Origin of the sequence: Serratia sp. SCBI (assembly GCF_000747565.1) — a bacterium.
Lineage (GTDB): Bacteria > Pseudomonadota > Gammaproteobacteria > Enterobacterales > Enterobacteriaceae > Serratia > Serratia ureilytica.
In genome coordinates this window covers 4,284,357-4,301,022 of the sequence record NZ_CP003424.1, presented here as the reverse complement: position 1 = coordinate 4,301,022, position 16,666 = coordinate 4,284,357, and the positions used below count along the sequence as shown (strand labels likewise).

Here is a 16,666-nt window from a genome sequence, read left to right as displayed (position 1 = left end):
TATTGACCCGGGAGAGTGATATGGATATCGATGAATTCGTGGCCCTTAGTGTAAAGCATAATGCTTCCGATCTGCACCTTTGTGCCGGTCATCCGCCGATGTTGCGCATCGACGGTGAACTGCAGCCGCTGGCGGCGGCGCCAACGCTGACGGCGCAAGGCGCGCAGGCCCTCTGCGATGGATTGCTGAATGCGCAGCAGCGCGAGAGCCTGCGGCGGCTGGGGCAGGTCGATCTGGCGTTGCACAGGCCGGGCGGGGAGCGGTTGCGCGCCAACGTTTTTCAACAAAGCGCGGGGATTTCTCTCGCGTTGCGGCGTATCGCCGGGCAATCGCCTTCGCTTGCCGAGCTGGCGGCGCCGGCCATCGTCCCGGCGCTGCTGCGGCGCGCCGACGGATTGATCCTGGTCACCGGCGCCACCGGCAGCGGCAAGTCCACCACGCTGGCGGCGATGATCGACGAGATCAACCGGCACCAGCAGCGGCATATTTTGACGCTGGAAGATCCGATCGAGTTCCTGCACCGCAGCCGGCGATCGCTGATCCAGCAGCGGGAGATCGGCCGCGACAGCCACAGCTTCGATGCGGCGTTGCGCGCCGCGCTGCGCGAAGATCCGGATGTGATCCTGCTGGGCGAGCTGCGCGATACCGCCACCATCCGGCTGGCGCTCACTGCGGCGGAGACCGGCCACCTGGTGCTGGCGACGCTGCATACCCGCAGCGCGCCGCAGGCGGTGGAACGGCTGGTGGACGTGTTTCCGGCGGAAGAGAAACCCTATGTGCGCGCCCAGCTGGCGGGCAGCCTGCAAGCGGTGATCGCGCAAAAGCTGATGAGGCGCCCCGGCGGCGGACGAGTGGCGATCTTTGAAGTGCTGACGGCGACGGCGGCGGTCAGCAACCTGATCCGTGAAGGGAAAACGCATCAGTTGGCGAGCGTGTTGCAAACCGGCGCGCAGTCCGGCATGCAAACCTTTGAGCAAGGTTTGCAGCAGCGGATCGACGCCGGTGTGTTGGGGGACTGCGCGGGGGAGGGAACGGGCGTTTAGCCCAGCTGCCGTTCGAACCAGCTTTCGAGGATAACCACCGCGGAGGCGGAATCCACGCTGCCTTTATCAAGCGCGCGGAAGCCGCCGCGATCGAACAGGTTGGCGCGCGCCTCCACGGTGCTCAGACGCTCGTCATGCAGATCGATCTGGATGCCGAAGCGGCCGTGCAGGCGGTTGGCGAACTTGCGCGCCTGGGCGGTAACGGGCTGTTCGGTGCCGTCCATGTTCAGCGGCAGGCCGACCACCACCAAATCCGGCTGCCACTCCTTCAGCAGTTTTTCGATTTTCAGCCAGTCCGGCGAACCGTCCTGCGCTTTGAAAGCCGGCAGGGCGCGGGCGCTGCCGGTCAACTCCTGGCCGACGGCCGCGCCGATGCTTTTGGTGCCAAAGTCGAAGGCGATAATGGTGCGGTTACTCATCAGGCGTGTCCTGCGTGGTTGGCGATGCTGCGAATGTCGATACCCAAAAGGTTCCCCGCCTCGCGCCAGCGGCTGGCGATCGGCGTGCGGAACAAAATGTCGGTGTTGGCTTCGATGGTCAGCCAGGCGTTTTCCAATACTTCCTGCTCCAACTGGCCCTTCTCCCAACCCGCATAACCCAGCGCCACCAGCACGTCGTCCGGTTGCTCCGGCGTGCCGAGCGTTTCCAGCACGTCTTTCGAGGTGGTGATCATGGTGTTGGGGGAAATTTGAATGCTGGCGCCAAAGCCGTGGCGCGGCGTATGCAGGATAAATCCGCGATCGTCCGCCAGGGGGCCGCCGGCGAACACCGGCTTGTCCAGGCTGATGGCCGGATCGCGCGCAGGCGGCATGATCTTCAGCTTGCTCAGCACCGTGGCTACCGTGAACTGCTCCACCGGTTTATTGATCACCAAACCCATGGCGCCTTTTTCATTGTGCTCGCAAATGTAAATCACCGAGCGCTTGAAGCGAGGATCCTGCAGCGTTGGCATGGCGATCAGAAAATGGTGCTGTAAATTCATGGCGTTAGTATAAGGTAATCAATGGGTGAGAAAATAAACAGCCGCCAGTATGCGGCTATACCCGCCGCCTTTCAAGCCGCTGCCGGAAAGGCGGGCTTTGGCGGGCGCGATACAGGATAGCGGGCGGCATGCCGCCCGCATGACGCATTACTTCGCCGCCAGGCGCTTTTCAATGGCATCCATCAGCATGCCGGTAATCGAAATCGGGAATGCCGCCTCGATCTCGCGCGCGCAGGTTGGGCTGGTGACGTTGATTTCGGTCAGGCGATCGCCGATCACGTCCAGGCCGACGAAGATCAGCCCTTTCTCTTTCAGCGTCGGGGCGACGGCGCGGGCAATTTTCCAGTCGCTTTCGCTCAGCGGGCGCGCTTCGCCGCGGCCGCCGGCCGCCAGGTTGCCGCGGGTCTCACCCTGCGCCGGAATGCGCGCCAGGCAGTAAGGCACCGGCTCGCCGTCCACCACCAGGATGCGCTTGTCGCCGTCCTTGATCGCCGGCAGGAAGTTCTGCGCCATGCAGAAACGGCTGCCGTGTTCGGTCAGGGTTTCGATGATCACCGACAGGTTAGGATCGTCCTGCTTCACGCGGAAGATAGACGCGCCGCCCATGCCGTCCAGCGGTTTCAGGATGATGTCGCCGTGCTGCTGGTGGAATTTGCGGATGTGCGCGGCGCTGCGGCTGACCAGCGTATCCGGCGTCAGTTCCGAGAACCAGGCGGTGAACAGCTTCTCGTTGCAGTCGCGCAGGCTTTGTGGCTTGTTGACCACCAGCGTGCCTTTGACTTCGGCGCGTTCCAGAATGTAGGTCGCGTAGATGTATTCGGTATCGAACGGCGGATCCTTGCGCATCAGGATCACGTCCAGATCGTGCAGCGCCAGATCCTGCTCGGCGCCGAAGCTGAACCAGCTCTCCTTGTCTTCCTTCACGCTCAGCAGGCGGGTGCGGGCGCGCCCGTCACCGGCGTGCAGATAGAGATCGTTCATCTCCATGTAGTGCAATTCGTAACCGCGGCGCTGCGCTTCGAGCAGCATGGCGAAGCTGGTGTCTTTCTTGATGTTGATGGAATCGATAGGATCCATCACGATGCCGAGCTTAATCATCTTTTCTCCTTTAACCCAGGTCGCCGAAGCGGACCTGCAGAGCGGTAATGGCGGTGAGCGCTGTGGTTTCGGTACGCAGAACGCGTGGTCCCAGCAGAATATCAGTAAATCCGTGGTCGGTGGTCATGGCGATTTCGTCGGCGGACAAACCGCCTTCCGGGCCGATCAGCAGGCGAACGCGGTCTACCGGCTGCGGCAGCGTGTTGATGCTGTGGCTGGCGCGCGGGTGCAGGTTGAGTTTCAGGCTGCCGTCCTGCTCGGCGCACCAGGCCTCCAGCGACATCGCCTCGCGGATTTCGGGAATGCGGTTGCGGCCGCACTGTTCGCAGGCGGCGATGGCGATCTTCTGCCATTGTTGGATTTTCTTCGCCAGACGCTCGCCGTCCAACTTGACGCCGCAGCGCTCGGAAAACAGCGGGGTGATGACGTTGACGCCCAGCTCGATGGATTTCTGGATGGTGAACTCCATCTTCTCGCCGCGCGAGATCACCTGGCCCAGATGCAGGTTGAGCGGCGATTCGATGTCCTCCACGCGGCCGTCGCCGAGGCGCACCAGCACGCTCTTTTTGTCCACCCGGACTATCTCGGCGTCGAACACCTGGTTGCTGCCGTCGAACAGCTGCAGCGCCTGGCCGGCGCTCATGCGCAGCACGCGCCCGACGTGGTTGGCGGCGTCCTCGCTGAGGGCGATCTCCGCCCGGTCGGTCAACGGCTGCGGATGGTAAATGCGGGGTATGCGCATGGGTAGTCTGATCCTGACGAAACGGCGCCGCGGGTTGGCGGCGCCATGAAAGATAAAGGCTATAGTAGGTTAGCTTTTCCGCTGCTGACAAGCCTGTTGAATATAGGGTTGTGGTTGCCCTGCACCTTGGCGATACGTGCTTCACGCTGACATTCCCATTGGCTCACCGGATATTGCCGGTTCCACACCTCGAACAGTTGGGTTTGCTGGCGTGACAGCCGCAGCTGGTAGCGATCGCGCATGTAGAAGTAGGTGCGGGCAATGGCGCCGCGGGCGCGGGCGGGCGGCTCCGCCTGTTTATTCTTGAAGTCCACCTTCATTGGGCACTGCCCGTATTGGCCTGCGCCGCCGTTCCATTGGCTGTACATGAAGTTGTTGCGGTCGCCGTTCACTTCGCCGATCGCCGGCTGCAGGTTGTGCAGATCGGTTTCTATCTGGCGATAGGTGGCGTCCTTATTGCAGTTTTTGCGTCCGCCGTCTTGCCAGCACTGCAGTTGGTGGCCGAACTGCCAGGCCGGCACCACGTGTTCCCACTCGATGCGCTGCGCGCGCTGGGCGTTTTTACGCACCTGATAGCCGCAGCCGGCGAGATCCGGGATGCCCTTCTTGCCTTGCCAGTCGATGCGGCAGCCGCAGTAAAAGCTGCCCGGCGCATCCCGGTTAATCTTGGCCGCCGCCGCTTTGGCCTGAGAGAAGTTATTGATGCCGTGCGCCTGTACGGCGCCTGCGGCGAAAACCGCCATAAACAAAATTCTGCGAAGCATATTCCAAAACAGCTCAAAATTGGAAAAGCAGGCAGGGTAACGGAACTTGCCGGCAGTGGCAAATGGCGATATTTGCTTGTTTTAACGTATAAATCGTTTAACTAAAGGTTCTCGCTAGCAAGAAATTTCAGTTTTTCACCGCACCGGCGGCAGCGGTATTCGCTTTCGCCGCGCAGCACGCGGTTATGGCGGCGAATGGTGAGCGGGTGCTGCCCGCAGCCGCAGCGGTAGGGGAAGGTTTTGCTTTGCACCGAGGCGGTTTCGAAACGGTGAGTGCGGCTGGCGGGCGTCAGCAGCACGCTTTCCATCATCCAGCGCCATTCGCGGCCGTGCGGCGCCACCCGGCCGAATTGGCGAAACACCAGCAGGTGCGCCAGTTCGTGCGGCACCACTTCATCGATAAACTGCTGTTGGTTTTCCAGCAGCAGCACCGGGTTCAGGCGGATTTCCCAGCTTTGCAGCCAGGCGGTGCCCGCGCTGGTGCCGCGTTGCTGATAGACGATGCTGGGTTCGGGGAACTCGACGGCAAAATGCCGGCGGGCCAACTGCAGCTTTTCTCGCAGGCAGCGCATCACCGCTTGTTGCAGCGCGATGGGGATTCTCGGTTTGTTCATTGCGGCTAGCTTAAGCAATGGCGCGGCGGCTGACAATACGCACCGGCGCAAATCGCATCCGGCGCTTTTTCGCCACATTGATAAAGCGATCGCCACCGATGGATTGTAATCAATGTGTTAACTGCGGGATAATAAAGCGTGCATGATGAGCCTGTACCCGCAGTTCTCACCGAGCAAGGTTGAAACGCCGCCTGTGGCAATCCCTTACGCAAAGAGCGGTTATTTTGCGATTTGGCGCAATAACTGACTGATTAAAAATACGTAAGGTGAAGGCAGTTTTTTGACAAGGCGCCGCCTCGCGCGCCGCAAGTGTGAATTTAACGCAGCTGATGTTGCAAGTGAGAGATCAATGTCGAATAAACCGTTCCACTATCAAGATCCGTTCCCGCTGAAGAAAGACGATACCGAATATTACCTGCTGAGCCGCGACCACGTTTCCGTGAGCGAGTTTGAAGGCCAGGAAATACTGAAAGTTGCCCCTGAAGCGTTAACCCTGCTTGCCCAGCATGCGTTCCACGACGCGTCGTTCATGCTGCGCCCGGCGCACCAACAGCAGGTGGCCGATATCCTCAAAGATCCGGACGCCAGCGAAAACGACAAGTACGTTGCGCTGCAATTTCTGCGTAACTCAGAAATCGCCGCCAAGGGTATTTTACCGACCTGCCAGGACACCGGCACGGCGATCATCGTCGGCAAAAAGGGCCAGCGCGTCTGGACCGGCGGCGGCGATGAAGAAGCGTTGTCGCGTGGGGTGTACAACACCTACATCGAAGAGAACCTGCGCTATTCGCAGAACGCCGCGCTGGATATGTACAAAGAGGTCAATACCGGCAGCAACCTGCCGGCGCAGATCGATCTCTACAGCGTTGACGGCGAAGAATACAAGTTCTTGTGCATCGCCAAGGGCGGCGGTTCAGCCAACAAAACCTATCTGTATCAGGAAACCAAGGCGCTGCTGTCGCCGGGCAAGCTGAAAAACTACCTGGTCGACAAGATGCGCACGCTGGGCACTGCGGCCTGCCCGCCGTACCACGTGGCGTTCGTCATCGGCGGCACCTCGGCGGAAGCGACGCTGAAAACCGTCAAACTGGCCTCGACCAAGTATTACGATGGCCTGCCGACCGAAGGCAACGAGCATGGTCAGGCGTTCCGCGATCTGGAACTCGAAGCGGAACTGCTGCAAGAAGCGCAGAACCTGGGGCTGGGCGCGCAGTTCGGCGGCAAATACTTCGCGCACGATATCCGCGTCGTGCGTCTGCCGCGTCATGGCGCCTCCTGCCCGGTCGGCATGGGCGTTTCCTGTTCGGCGGACCGCAACATCAAAGGCAAGATTAACCGCGACGGCATCTGGCTGGAAAAACTGGAGCACAATCCGGGCAAATTCATTCCTCAGGAGCTGCGCCAGGCCGGGGAAGGCGAGGCGATCAAGGTCGATCTCAACCGCCCGATGGCCGAGATCCTCAAACAGCTGTCGCAGTACCCGGTTTCCACCCGCCTGTCGCTGAGCGGCACCATCATCGTCGGCCGCGATATCGCGCACGCCAAGCTGAAAGAGCGCCTGGATCGCGGTGAAGGCCTGCCGCAGTACGTCAAGGACCACCCGATTTACTACGCCGGCCCGGCTAAAACGCCGGAAGGCTATGCGTCCGGTTCCTTGGGGCCGACCACCGCCGGGCGTATGGATTCCTACGTCGACCTGCTGCAATCTCACGGCGGCAGCATGATCATGCTGGCGAAAGGCAACCGCAGCCAGCAGGTGACGGATGCCTGCCACAAGCACGGCGGCTTCTACCTCGGCAGCATCGGCGGCCCGGCGGCGGTGCTGGCGCAGCAGAGCATCAAGAGCCTGGAGTGCGTGGAGTACCCTGAACTGGGCATGGAAGCGATCTGGAAAATCGAAGTGGAAGATTTCCCGGCGTTTATCCTGGTGGATGACAAAGGCAATGACTTCTTCCAGAAGATCCAGGCCGGTCAGTGCTCCAGCTGCCTGAAATAATCGCTGCTCCCCCTCCACCGCTCGCGGGCGGTGGAGGGGGACTGTGTAAAGTCCTGTAGCTTGCTGGACGTCGAGTTTTAACCTGTATACCCTACGCGAATAGCACTAAAATTCGACTAATGGAATATCGGCAACATAAGGTTCGGCAAGCACATGGGCACGCAGGAAAGTCACATCAGGGAGTTACTGGTCTGGATTGAAGATAACCTGACCAATCCGCTGTCGTTGGATATCGTTTCCGCCAAGTCAGGCTATACGAAATGGTACCTGCAGCGCATGTTCAAGAAGCAGACCGGATTATCGTTAGCCTCCTACATCCGCGCTCGTCGCCTCTACCTCGCCGCCTTCGCCTTGCGCTTCACGCAGAAGAGCATTCTGGACATTTCGGTTGAATATCAATTCGATAATCAGCAGACGTTCTCGCGCTGTTTCAAGAAACACTTCGCCGAGTCGCCCAGCGTTTATCGTCATGCCCGCAAACAGGACTTCAGCAATCTGGTGCGTTCACTCGCGGCCAGCCAGCCCGGCGATATTGAGGTTGAACGCGTCAGCATCGCCAGAGGGCAATACGCTTTTCACGGCAAGCAGTACGCTTACCACCTGGACATAGAGAGGTTGGATAAGTCGCATCTGCCGCAGCGCAGCGCGCTGCGGGCGCAGTTTTACACCTTGTTGGGCGAGCGCCCGACGCAAACCTATTCGTTTACCCAACTGGTGCCGGACGGCGAGCGGGTCAGGGTCGACTATACCCTGGGCGTGACGACGGACTATCCGCTGCGTGAAGGCGTGGCGCTGGAGCCGCTGCCGGAGATCCACGGCGAGTTTTGCCGTTTTCGCTATTCCGGCAAGCCGGTGGCGCTCAATGATCACATCATTAAAATTTACACGCAGGTGCTGCCCGAAATGGGGCTGGCCCGCGGTGACGGGCCGGACATGACGATGTTCAGCTATTCGCTGAGCGGGAAAGAGGAGCTGCACCTGGAGCTGCAGCATCTGGTGCCGGTGGTGCCGCTGCACTGATCCCGTCGGCGGCCGGCCGCCGGTTTTTTTGCTGCACGATCGCCGCCATCACCGCCAGGGCGATCTCCGCCGGCGTTTTGCTGCCCAGCGGCAGGCCGATCGGCGCATGGATGCGTTCCAACTCCTGCGGCGTGAATTCGGCAATCTGCTGCAACCGCTGGCGCCGCCGCGCGCTGTTTCTCAGCGATCCCATGGCGCCGATGTAAAACGCCGGAGTGTGGATCGCTTCCATCAACGTCAGATCGTCCATACGCGGATCGTGGGTCAGCGCCACGACGGCGGTATTGGCGTGGCAACCGCCGTCCTCAATGAACTTGGCCGGAAACTGGCGCAGCAGCGTCACGCCCGGTTTTAACTCGGCGGCGAAGTTATCCAGCGCCTCCGGGCGATTCTCGCACACCAGCACCTCAAACCCCAGCGCCACGGCGAAATCGGCGCAGTACAGCGCCACGCTGGACAGCCCGGCGATCAGCAGGCGCGGCGCGGCCGCGATATGCAGGGTAATCTGTTCGAGCCGGCGTTCCACCTGGGTGGCGCTGGTGAAATGACTCTGCTCGAGGCTGTGGCAGGCGTGGGGCAGCGTCAGGCGTTTGATCAACGCGTGATGCCCTTCCAGCGCGCCGTCGATGCGTCGCAGGTAAGCGACGCTGGCTTCTCCCGCCGGCAGATACTCGATCAGCACGTCCAGCACGCCGCCGCACGGCAGCGCCACGTTGGGCGTCATACCGCCTTCGCCGTAACGGATCACCTGGCTGGCCGCCTGATACTCCCCGGCGGCCACGCGGCGCAGAAAGTCCTCCTCCACGCACCCGCCCGACAACGAACCGCTGTAGCGGCCGTCGCGGGTCGCCGCCATCAGCGCGCCCGGCGAGCGCGGCGAAGAACCATAGGTGCTGAGGACGGTGCATAACCAGACCGGCTGGTGTTGCAGCCAGCTTATCGCCTGGCTGACCACGGTGACATCAAGATGTTGCATAGGTGAATTTACTCGCTGGCCGGAAGTTGCGATGGAAGATCAATATCCTGCACGACGCCGGGGTGCTCAAGTGGCAACAGGTGCACCGCTGCGCCTTGCAGCAGCCCACGGGCACCATTATCGCCGCGCAGTTGGCAAAGTTGTTTGCGCAATAGGGCGGAAAAGCCTACCGGGTGACCGGGCTGTTGCGCATAGCTGGGGCGTACGATCGCGTGTTGCCGTAAGGCGCTCGCCACCTGCCGGAAAACGTCGGCGCCGACGAACGGCATATCGGCCAGATGGATCAGCCAGCCTTGCCAGTGCGGCGTGCCCGCAACGCCTGCGGCGATCGAGTCGCCGAGGCCCGCGCTGGCGAGCAGGGTAACCGGCACCTGATTGGCGGCGCAGGCTGCCAGCACCGGCAGATTATCCGGACGGGTCACCACCTGCACCGGCAGCTCGGAAGCCAGCGCCTGGCGCAGGGTGTGTTCGAACAGCGAACGCCGCTCGCCCGCCGCATCGGCAAACCCGGCGTTCAGTTTGTTGCCCTGGCCGCCGGCCCGAATAAAGCGCTCCCCGCGTCCGGCGGCGGTAATAATGATGCCCGTGATCATGGTTCAAGCCCGCGTTTGCGCAAATTATTTATTAGCGTACAAACCTTATGTGTTTTGCAAATGTTTTTTTGTTGAAAACAGCCTGTTAATCATCACATAATTTTAGTTATAAGCATATGCTTATGACGTCTACGGCAAGGTCGTCAGCGTTTGCGCAACAACACCGCGAACAAAAACCAATTACAAGAAAGACGTGAAGGACTTATTTATGAGCAATTTCAACCCGTCGCGGCGTCGCTTTATCAAAAGCGCCGTGATTGCGGGGGTATCCGTGTACCTCGCGCCCCTGTACAGCCGCGCCTACGCCGCGCTGTTCGAGCAAAAAATCCTCCAGTCGCCCAATTGGGATCCGCAGGCCAAGCGCGTGCGTTTCCGTATCGACGGCCGCGCCAAGGTCATGGGGCAGAAGGTGTTCGCGCGCGATATCCGCGCGGTGGACATGCCGCACTGGCCGCAGAAACAGGCGCACGCCTTCATTCTGCGCGTGACCAAAGCCGACCGGTTGTTCGAAGGGGTCGATCTGTCGCTGTTGGGGGACGATCTGCAACCGGATCGCCTGGTGACGGCGGAAGATCTGGCGCGCGACGGCCTGGCCTTTCCGGCGTTCTACGGTGACGACATGCTGCTGCCGAGCGGCAAAACCCCGGCCTACCTCGGCCAGGCGGTGGCGATCCTGATCTATCACGACTTCGCCCGTTTCCGCTTCGCCAAGGACAAGCTGAAATTCCGCGAAGAAACCATCAAATACGGCGCGGTGACCGGCCCGCGCGAGCGCGATCCCTGGGGCAGCTTCCGCTATGTGCGGGTGGGGGGAGAACAACCGTTCGACGACGATCGTTTCTCCAGCCTGAAGGACACGCCGATCTTCCCGGTGTCGATGAAAAAACACCTGCCGGTGTGGCCGGAAGGGCGCGAGGGCGGCAAGCTGGATCAGGAAGGCATGCGCTATGCAGGGATGATCGCCGACGAGTTGGCGAATCCGCCGGCCGACTGGCTGGTAATGTCGCGCCGCTACACCACGCAGTCGATAGACACCTCGGCGCTGGAGCCGGACAACGCCAACGGCTGGTTCGACGCGCAGACGCAAACCTTGCATCTGGTGGTGCCGACTCAGTCGCCGCAGGAAGTGGCCGACGAGATGCCGCGCATGCTGGCCAAGCGCAATCCGCCGGTGAAACAGCTGATCCTGCACCCGTGCTATACCGTGGGCTACGGCTCGAAAGACCACTACAACTTCCCGTATTACGGCGCGGTGGCGGCGATGTATGGCGACGGCCACCCGGTGCGCCTGGCCAACGATCGCTTCGAACAGTTCCAGACGGCGTTGAAGCGCCACGCGTTCGACATGAACTACCGCATCGCGGTGAATAAGCAGACCGGCGTCATGCAGTCGTTCCTCGGTGACATGACCGCGGACGGCGGCGGCCGCAGCAACTTTACCCCTTCGGTGGTGATGGTCGGCGCAACCGCCGCCCAGTCGATTTACTACTTCCCGAAAAGCGATCTGTCGTCGGTCGGGCTGGCTTCACGCGCCATCGACGCTGGTTCGGCGCGCGGTTACGGCACGCTGCAGAGCATGGCCGCCACCGAGATGATGGTGGATGAGTTGGCCGCCGAGCTGAAGATTGACCCGATCGAGTTCCGCCTGCGCAACGTGCTGAAATCCGGCATGAAAAACACCCAGGGGGCGATCCCGGCCGGTGCGATCCGCGCCGATGAAGTACTGGAAAAGGCGGCGAAGCATGAGATATGGCTTAAGCGCGCCGAACGCAAGGCCGAGTTTGAGAGCCGCCATCCCGGCAAGCGCTATGGCGTCGGCTTCGGCTGCGTGCAGAAAGACTTCGGCACCGGGGCGGAAACCTCGTTCGCCCGGGTGGAGCTGAGCGAAGACGGCCGCATCATCCTGCATCACAGTGGCGCGGAGATGGGCACCGGCATGTCGACCTCGCAGTCGGTATTGTGCGCGCAGTGGCTGGGCAAACCGGCCGACGAAGCGCACTTCTCGGTCACCGACTGGTCGGTATTGCCGATGGTCACCAGCGGCGATCCTTACCTGATGTCGCAGGAAGAGCAGGACAAGCTGCAAACCAACCCCAACTGGACGCCGAGCTACTGTTCGCCGTCGAGCGCCAGCAACTCGGCCTATTACTTCTCGCACAGCACCCGCGAAGCGGCGCGCCTGATCTTCGATCACGGCCTGTGGCCGGCGGCGATGGCGCTGTGGCAGGCCGGTATCGGCGGCGGCCAGGCGGCGCCGCTGGTGGTGCGGCGCGAAGATGCGCGTTGGGTCGAAGGCGGTCTGACGGCGGCGGGCATGTCGGTGCTGAGCCTCGAGCTGCTGGCCAAGACGGCTTATCAGATGGGCGGCGTCACCGGCGCGGCGGTGCATGTGTTCAACCGCTGGCAGTGGGCGGAGGCCGATTTCACGTTGAACGGCAAAAGCGAACGCCTGCCGATCGACGGCATGGCGCTGCGCAACGCCGGCGGCGAATTCAAACCGCTGGCGCGCGGGCAGGTCTATTATCCGCCGACCCAGCGCAACAATGCGGCGGTGACCTACTACAGCGCCGTCGGCACGCTGGCGGAAGTGGCGGTGGATATCGCCACCGGCCAGGTGGAGTTGCTGAATCACCACTCGATCATGGAGTGTGGCAACCTGATCGTGCCGGAACTGGTTTCCGGCCAACTGCAGGGCGGGCTGGCGATGGGCATCGGCCATGCGCTGCACGAATATTTACCGCTGTACGAAGACGGCCCGGGCAACGGCACCTGGAACTTCAACCGTTACCACCTGCCGCGCGCCAGCGACGTGGCGGTATGGAAACAGAGCGGCGACATCCTGCCGGCGCTGTCGGAAACCGATCCGCCGAAAGGCATGGCGGAAGTGGTGATGATCCCGATCGTGGCCGCGCTGGTCAACGCCATTGCCGACGCCACCGGCCACCGTTTCCGTGATTTGCCCGTTCGTGCAGAAAATATTCGTGAGGTATTACAATGAGCATTAAAACCCAGCCGATTTCCCTGACCATCAACGAGAAACAGTATGGCCCGATCGAGGTGCCGGAAGGCTTGATGATGATCGATTTCCTGCACGAGTATCTCGATTTGACCGGTTCGCGCCTCGGCTGCGGGCAGGGCATTTGCCACGCCTGCGTGGCTATTGTCGATCACCCGAGCGGCACCAGCGAAGAGGTGCGCACCTGCATCACCGGCGCGCATTTCTTCAACGGCAAGAAAGTGCGCACCGTCGAAGGCCACGCCAGGGTGGACGAACAGGGGGAGGTGGTTGAGCTGTCGCCGATCCAGCAGGCGTTTCTGGAGCACTACAGCTTCCAGTGCGGCTACTGCACGCCAGGTTTCGTCAACGCCGCCACCATCTTCGTGGAAAAGCTCAAGCGTGAGCCGATCGCCCGCGATCAGCTGGAGAACGCCATCGAGCAGGCGCTGGACAGCCACATCTGCCGCTGCACCGGCTACGTGCGCTACTACGAAGCGGTGCGCGACGTGGTGCTGAAAACGCCGGGCCTGCTGAAGGAGACGGCGCAATGAAAAAACGTCTCGCAGTGTTGATTGTGCTGGTGGCGATCGTGGTGATTGCGCTGTTGTGGTGGCGGGAAAACCGCCGTTACGACGGCCCGGTGCAGCAGGTGACCGCCAGCGCCGAACAGATCGCGCGCGGCCGCTATCTGGCGCAGGCCGCCGACTGCGCCGCCTGCCATACCGCCAGCGGCGGGGCGCCGTTGGCCGGCGGCTATCCGCTGGACACGCCGTTCGGCACGATTTACGGCAGCAACCTGACGCCGTCGGCCGACCACGGCATCGGGCGCTGGAGCAAGGACGACTTCTTCCTGGCGCTGACGCAGGGCGTGGCGCCGGGCGGACGGCACCTGTACCCGGCGATGCCTTACACCTCGTACAAGGGCATTTCGCGTCAGGACGCCGATGACATCTACGCTTACCTGATGACGCGCCCGGCGGTGGACGTGGCCATTCCGGCCAACGAGATGCCGTTCCCGTTCAACCAGCGCATGGCGCTGATCGGCTGGAATCTGCTGTTCCGCAGCCAGGATCCGCTGCCGGCCAGTTCGCAGGGCAGCTCGCCGCAATGGCAGCGCGGCCGCTATCTGGCCGACGTGCTGGGCCACTGTGGCGAATGCCACACGCCGCGCGGCGCGCTGGGACAGATGGATCTCGGCAAGCCGATGCAGGGCGGCGATCTCGGCCGCTTCATGGCGCCGGACATTACGCCGCACGGTCTGGCGCAGCGCGGCTGGACGCCGCAGGACGTCAGCCGCTTCCTCGGCACCGGCCTCGCGCCGCAGGGTTCGGCCTTCAGTGAGATGCATATGGTGGTGGATCTCAGCACCCGTCATTTGACGCCGGAAGACCATCAGGCGCTGGCGCTGTATCTGATGGGCGAGCAGCCGCCGGCGGCAGTGCCGGTGAAAATGGGGCAGGGCAGCGATGCCGGGCGCATGACCTATCTGGATCAGTGCGCCGGCTGCCATGCGCGCGAAGGCGAAGGCAAACCGCACGTCGCACCGGCGATGCGCGATAACGCCACGCTGCGCCAGGCGGACGGCAAGAACCTGATCGTGTCGGTGCTGGACGGCCTGCCGGCCCAGCAGTTCCCGAACGGTGAAAGCATGCAGAGCATGCCGGGCTTCGGCGAGCGTCTGAGCGATGCCGACGTGGCGGAACTGGTAAACTACCTGCGGGTGACCTGGGGCGGTTTGCCAGCGGACGTCACCGCCGAGCAGGTGAAAGCGCTGCGCAAGTAAGCGGCGTTCAGACGAAAAAAATGGCCCGCATCTGCGGGCCATTTTATTGCGCGGTCACGCGATTCAACGGCTGGTGACGCCGGCGACACGTTGGCTGCGCTGTTTGATGGCGTAACCGACGGCCAGGATCGCCACCCATACCGGGATCAGCAGCACCGAGATTTGAATGCCCGGCGTCAGGTACATGATCACCAGGATGCCGGCCATGAACAGCAGGCACAGGTAGTTGCTGAACGGGTACCAGAACGCTTTGAACTTCGGCACCACGCCTTCGCGGTTTTTGGCGGCGCGGAATTTCAGGTGCGCCAGGCTGATCATCGCCCAGTTGATCACCAGCGCCGATACCACTAACGCCATCAGCAGTTCGAAGGCGCGGCCCGGGATCAGGTAGTTAATCAGCACGCACAGCGCGGTGGCGAGGGCGGAAATGCCGATGGCCACCACCGGCACGCCGCGGCCGTCGACCTTCAGCAGGCTTTTCGGGCCGTTGCCCTGCTGCGCCAGGCCGTACAGCATGCGGCTGTTGCAGTAGACGCAGCTGTTGTAGACCGACAGCGCGGCGGTGAGCACCACGATGTTCAGCACGGTCGCCACCAGGTTGCTGTTCAGCGCGTGGAAGATCAGCACGAACGGGCTGCCGCCTTCAACCACTTTGCCCCACGGGTACAGCGACAGCAGAATGGCCAGTGAACCGATATAGAAGATCAGGATGCGGTAGATCACCTGATTGGTGGCTTTTGGAATGCTTTTTTGCGGGTTGTCGGCTTCGGCGGCGGTGATGCCGACCAGCTCGAGGCCGCCGAAGGAGAACATGATCACCGCCATCGCCATCACCAGGCCCATGACGCCGTTCGGGAAGAACCCGCCCTGCGCCCACAGGTTGGTGACGGTGGCTTCCGGGCCGCCCATGCCGCTGAACAGCAGGTAGGCGCCGAACACGATCATGCCGATAATCGCCACCACTTTGATGATGGCGAACCAGAACTCCATCTCGCCGTAAACTTTGACGTTGGCCAGGTTGATGGCGTTGATCGCCAGGAAGAATACCGCGGCGGAAACCCAGGTGGGGATCTCCGGCCACCAGTACTGCACGTAGATGCCGACCGCGGTCAGCTCCGCCATCGCCACCAGGACATACAGCACCCAGTAGTTCCAGCCGGAGGCGAAGCCGGCGAAGTTGCCCCAGTATTTGTAGGCGAAGTGGCTGAAGGAGCCGGCGACCGGCTCTTCCACCACCATTTCCCCCAGCTGGCGCATGATCAGAAACGCGATGAAGCCGCCGATGGCGTAGCCGAGGAGCACTGACGGGCCGGCCATTTTTATTGTTTGAGCGATACCGAGAAATAACCCGGTGCCGATTGCGCCACCTAAGGCGATGAGCTGAATATGGCGGTTTTTCAGGCCGCGCTTCAGCTGGTCACCATGCTGTTGACCATCCATCAATCTAACCCTCTGTCGTTGTGAATGCCCACCTGCCTGTAAAGCAGTGGTTACGATGTGTGTTTTGTTTTATTTACGGCGTTATAGCTATTAATTCCACGGCGCCGCTACCGTTTGGCAGAGAATAATGTTATGCGCGTCGGTTTGCACCTGCTTTGTCGTGTGAGTGATTAAGATTGCAGCAGTTTAGGAAACAAAATGCGGGTTGTGTGACGGCAGGGGGGATTCAGTGCATGAAATAAGCAACAAATCACATAATGCGCAAAAATAACGTAGATCTGAACGGTGGGCCGCGTTCAAATAATGAACGAACCGCCGTTGCGCTGTTCGCCAAATAGCCATTCATTAAAGCGTAATAACCATGCAATAAAACTCGGGCAAAAAGTTTGCACTCTGCCTTGCGTAAGGTTTGGTAAAAGTTAAATCCCCAACCCGCCGCGTAAATGGTAATACCATCACGGCGTTACCGGTTTGCAGCGGGGTTTTCAGCGGGGTGTTAAAATGTGCGGGTAACCTGATTTCGATCAAGGCCCGTATGGACAGGAGGTGAATACTTTGTTACTTTACCGTCACGTTTTTGAAATTGGTATTACCAATTGACTCCGCGCCATTCGCAG

Annotated in this window: 14 protein-coding genes and 1 pseudogene; 6 read left to right on the top strand and 9 right to left on the bottom strand. The window is 61.4% G+C overall.

The genetic code is table 11. The features are described 5' to 3' along the window. Positions 1 to 20 precede the first annotated feature (20 nt). Positions 21 to 1,043 carry a type IV pilus twitching motility protein PilT gene (locus SERRSCBI_RS20085; protein ID WP_042785368.1) on the top strand — a complete coding sequence of 341 codons (1,023 nt, stop codon included), beginning with the start codon at positions 21 to 23 and terminating at the stop codon, positions 1,041 to 1,043. On the opposite strand, the gene ruvX is transcribed toward SERRSCBI_RS20085, so the two are convergent. From ruvX to SERRSCBI_RS20055, 6 genes and pseudogenes are all read right to left on the bottom strand, one after another. Continuing rightward, the gene (ruvX, locus tag SERRSCBI_RS20080) at positions 1,040 to 1,462 is read right to left on the bottom strand and encodes a Holliday junction resolvase RuvX (RefSeq protein WP_015379046.1); all 423 of its coding nucleotides are present in this window, start codon (positions 1,460 to 1,462) and stop codon (positions 1,040 to 1,042) included. The genes SERRSCBI_RS20085 and ruvX overlap by 4 nt on opposite strands. Then, entirely contained in the window at positions 1,462 to 2,025 is a 564-nt protein-coding gene (locus tag SERRSCBI_RS20075; protein ID WP_042785367.1) for a YqgE/AlgH family protein, read from the bottom strand. The genes ruvX and SERRSCBI_RS20075 overlap by 1 nt, the downstream gene beginning before the upstream one ends. A gap of 147 nt (positions 2,026 to 2,172) precedes the next feature. Further along, a complete protein-coding gene (gene gshB / locus SERRSCBI_RS20070) occupies positions 2,173 to 3,123 on the bottom strand; it encodes a glutathione synthase (RefSeq protein ID WP_033651325.1) in 951 nt (316 codons plus the stop codon). Positions 3,124 to 3,133: 10 nt separating this feature from the next. Then, positions 3,134 to 3,865: a 16S rRNA (uracil(1498)-N(3))-methyltransferase gene (rsmE, locus tag SERRSCBI_RS20065; protein ID WP_025304244.1), complete on the bottom strand. Its 732-nt coding sequence runs from the start codon at positions 3,863 to 3,865 to the stop codon at positions 3,134 to 3,136. A 69-nt stretch (positions 3,866 to 3,934) separates the two neighbouring features. Continuing rightward, a pseudogene (gene endA, locus SERRSCBI_RS20060) lies at positions 3,935 to 4,629 on the bottom strand (deoxyribonuclease I). Positions 4,630 to 4,730: 101 nt separating this feature from the next. Then, positions 4,731 to 5,243 carry a SprT family zinc-dependent metalloprotease gene (locus SERRSCBI_RS20055; protein WP_042785366.1) on the bottom strand — a complete coding sequence of 171 codons (513 nt, stop codon included), beginning with the start codon at positions 5,241 to 5,243 and terminating at the stop codon, positions 4,731 to 4,733. Positions 5,244 to 5,592: 349 nt separating this feature from the next. Here SERRSCBI_RS20055 and fumA point away from each other — a divergent pair, with 349 nt between their 5' ends. Together fumA and SERRSCBI_RS20045 are read left to right on the top strand one after the other, a co-directional pair. Continuing rightward, positions 5,593 to 7,239, top strand: a complete 1,647-nt coding sequence (gene fumA / locus SERRSCBI_RS20050) for a class I fumarate hydratase FumA (protein ID WP_004937467.1) — start codon at positions 5,593 to 5,595, stop codon at positions 7,237 to 7,239. 153 nt (positions 7,240 to 7,392) lie between these two features. Further along, the gene (locus tag SERRSCBI_RS20045) at positions 7,393 to 8,259 is read left to right on the top strand and encodes a helix-turn-helix domain-containing protein (RefSeq protein ID WP_042785365.1); all 867 of its coding nucleotides are present in this window, start codon (positions 7,393 to 7,395) and stop codon (positions 8,257 to 8,259) included. On the opposite strand, the gene SERRSCBI_RS20040 is transcribed toward SERRSCBI_RS20045, so the two are convergent. Beyond that, positions 8,183 to 9,235 carry an XdhC family protein gene (locus SERRSCBI_RS20040; RefSeq protein WP_042785364.1) on the bottom strand — a complete coding sequence of 351 codons (1,053 nt, stop codon included), beginning with the start codon at positions 9,233 to 9,235 and terminating at the stop codon, positions 8,183 to 8,185. The genes SERRSCBI_RS20045 and SERRSCBI_RS20040 overlap by 77 nt on opposite strands. A gap of 8 nt (positions 9,236 to 9,243) precedes the next feature. Then, positions 9,244 to 9,828 (bottom strand): NTP transferase domain-containing protein, encoded by a 585-nt coding sequence (locus tag SERRSCBI_RS20035; RefSeq protein WP_042785363.1) that lies wholly within the window; start codon positions 9,826 to 9,828, stop codon positions 9,244 to 9,246. Positions 9,829 to 10,036: 208 nt separating this feature from the next. Here SERRSCBI_RS20035 and SERRSCBI_RS20030 point away from each other — a divergent pair, with 208 nt between their 5' ends. From SERRSCBI_RS20030 to SERRSCBI_RS20020, 3 genes are read left to right on the top strand one after another with little or no spacing between them, the layout of a single operon-like run. After that, the gene (locus SERRSCBI_RS20030; protein ID WP_042785362.1) at positions 10,037 to 12,826 is read left to right on the top strand and encodes a xanthine dehydrogenase family protein molybdopterin-binding subunit; all 2,790 of its coding nucleotides are present in this window, start codon (positions 10,037 to 10,039) and stop codon (positions 12,824 to 12,826) included. Further along, entirely contained in the window at positions 12,823 to 13,377 is a 555-nt protein-coding gene (locus SERRSCBI_RS20025) for a (2Fe-2S)-binding protein (protein WP_015379038.1), read from the top strand. The genes SERRSCBI_RS20030 and SERRSCBI_RS20025 overlap by 4 nt, the downstream gene beginning before the upstream one ends. Beyond that, the gene (locus SERRSCBI_RS20020) at positions 13,374 to 14,609 is read left to right on the top strand and encodes a cytochrome c (RefSeq protein WP_042785361.1); all 1,236 of its coding nucleotides are present in this window, start codon (positions 13,374 to 13,376) and stop codon (positions 14,607 to 14,609) included. The genes SERRSCBI_RS20025 and SERRSCBI_RS20020 overlap by 4 nt, the downstream gene beginning before the upstream one ends. Before the next feature lie 63 nt (positions 14,610 to 14,672). On the opposite strand, the gene SERRSCBI_RS20015 is transcribed toward SERRSCBI_RS20020, so the two are convergent. Beyond that, positions 14,673 to 16,049 carry an amino acid permease gene (locus SERRSCBI_RS20015; protein WP_042785360.1) on the bottom strand — a complete coding sequence of 459 codons (1,377 nt, stop codon included), beginning with the start codon at positions 16,047 to 16,049 and terminating at the stop codon, positions 14,673 to 14,675. Between the last annotated feature and the right edge of the window lie 617 nt (positions 16,050 to 16,666).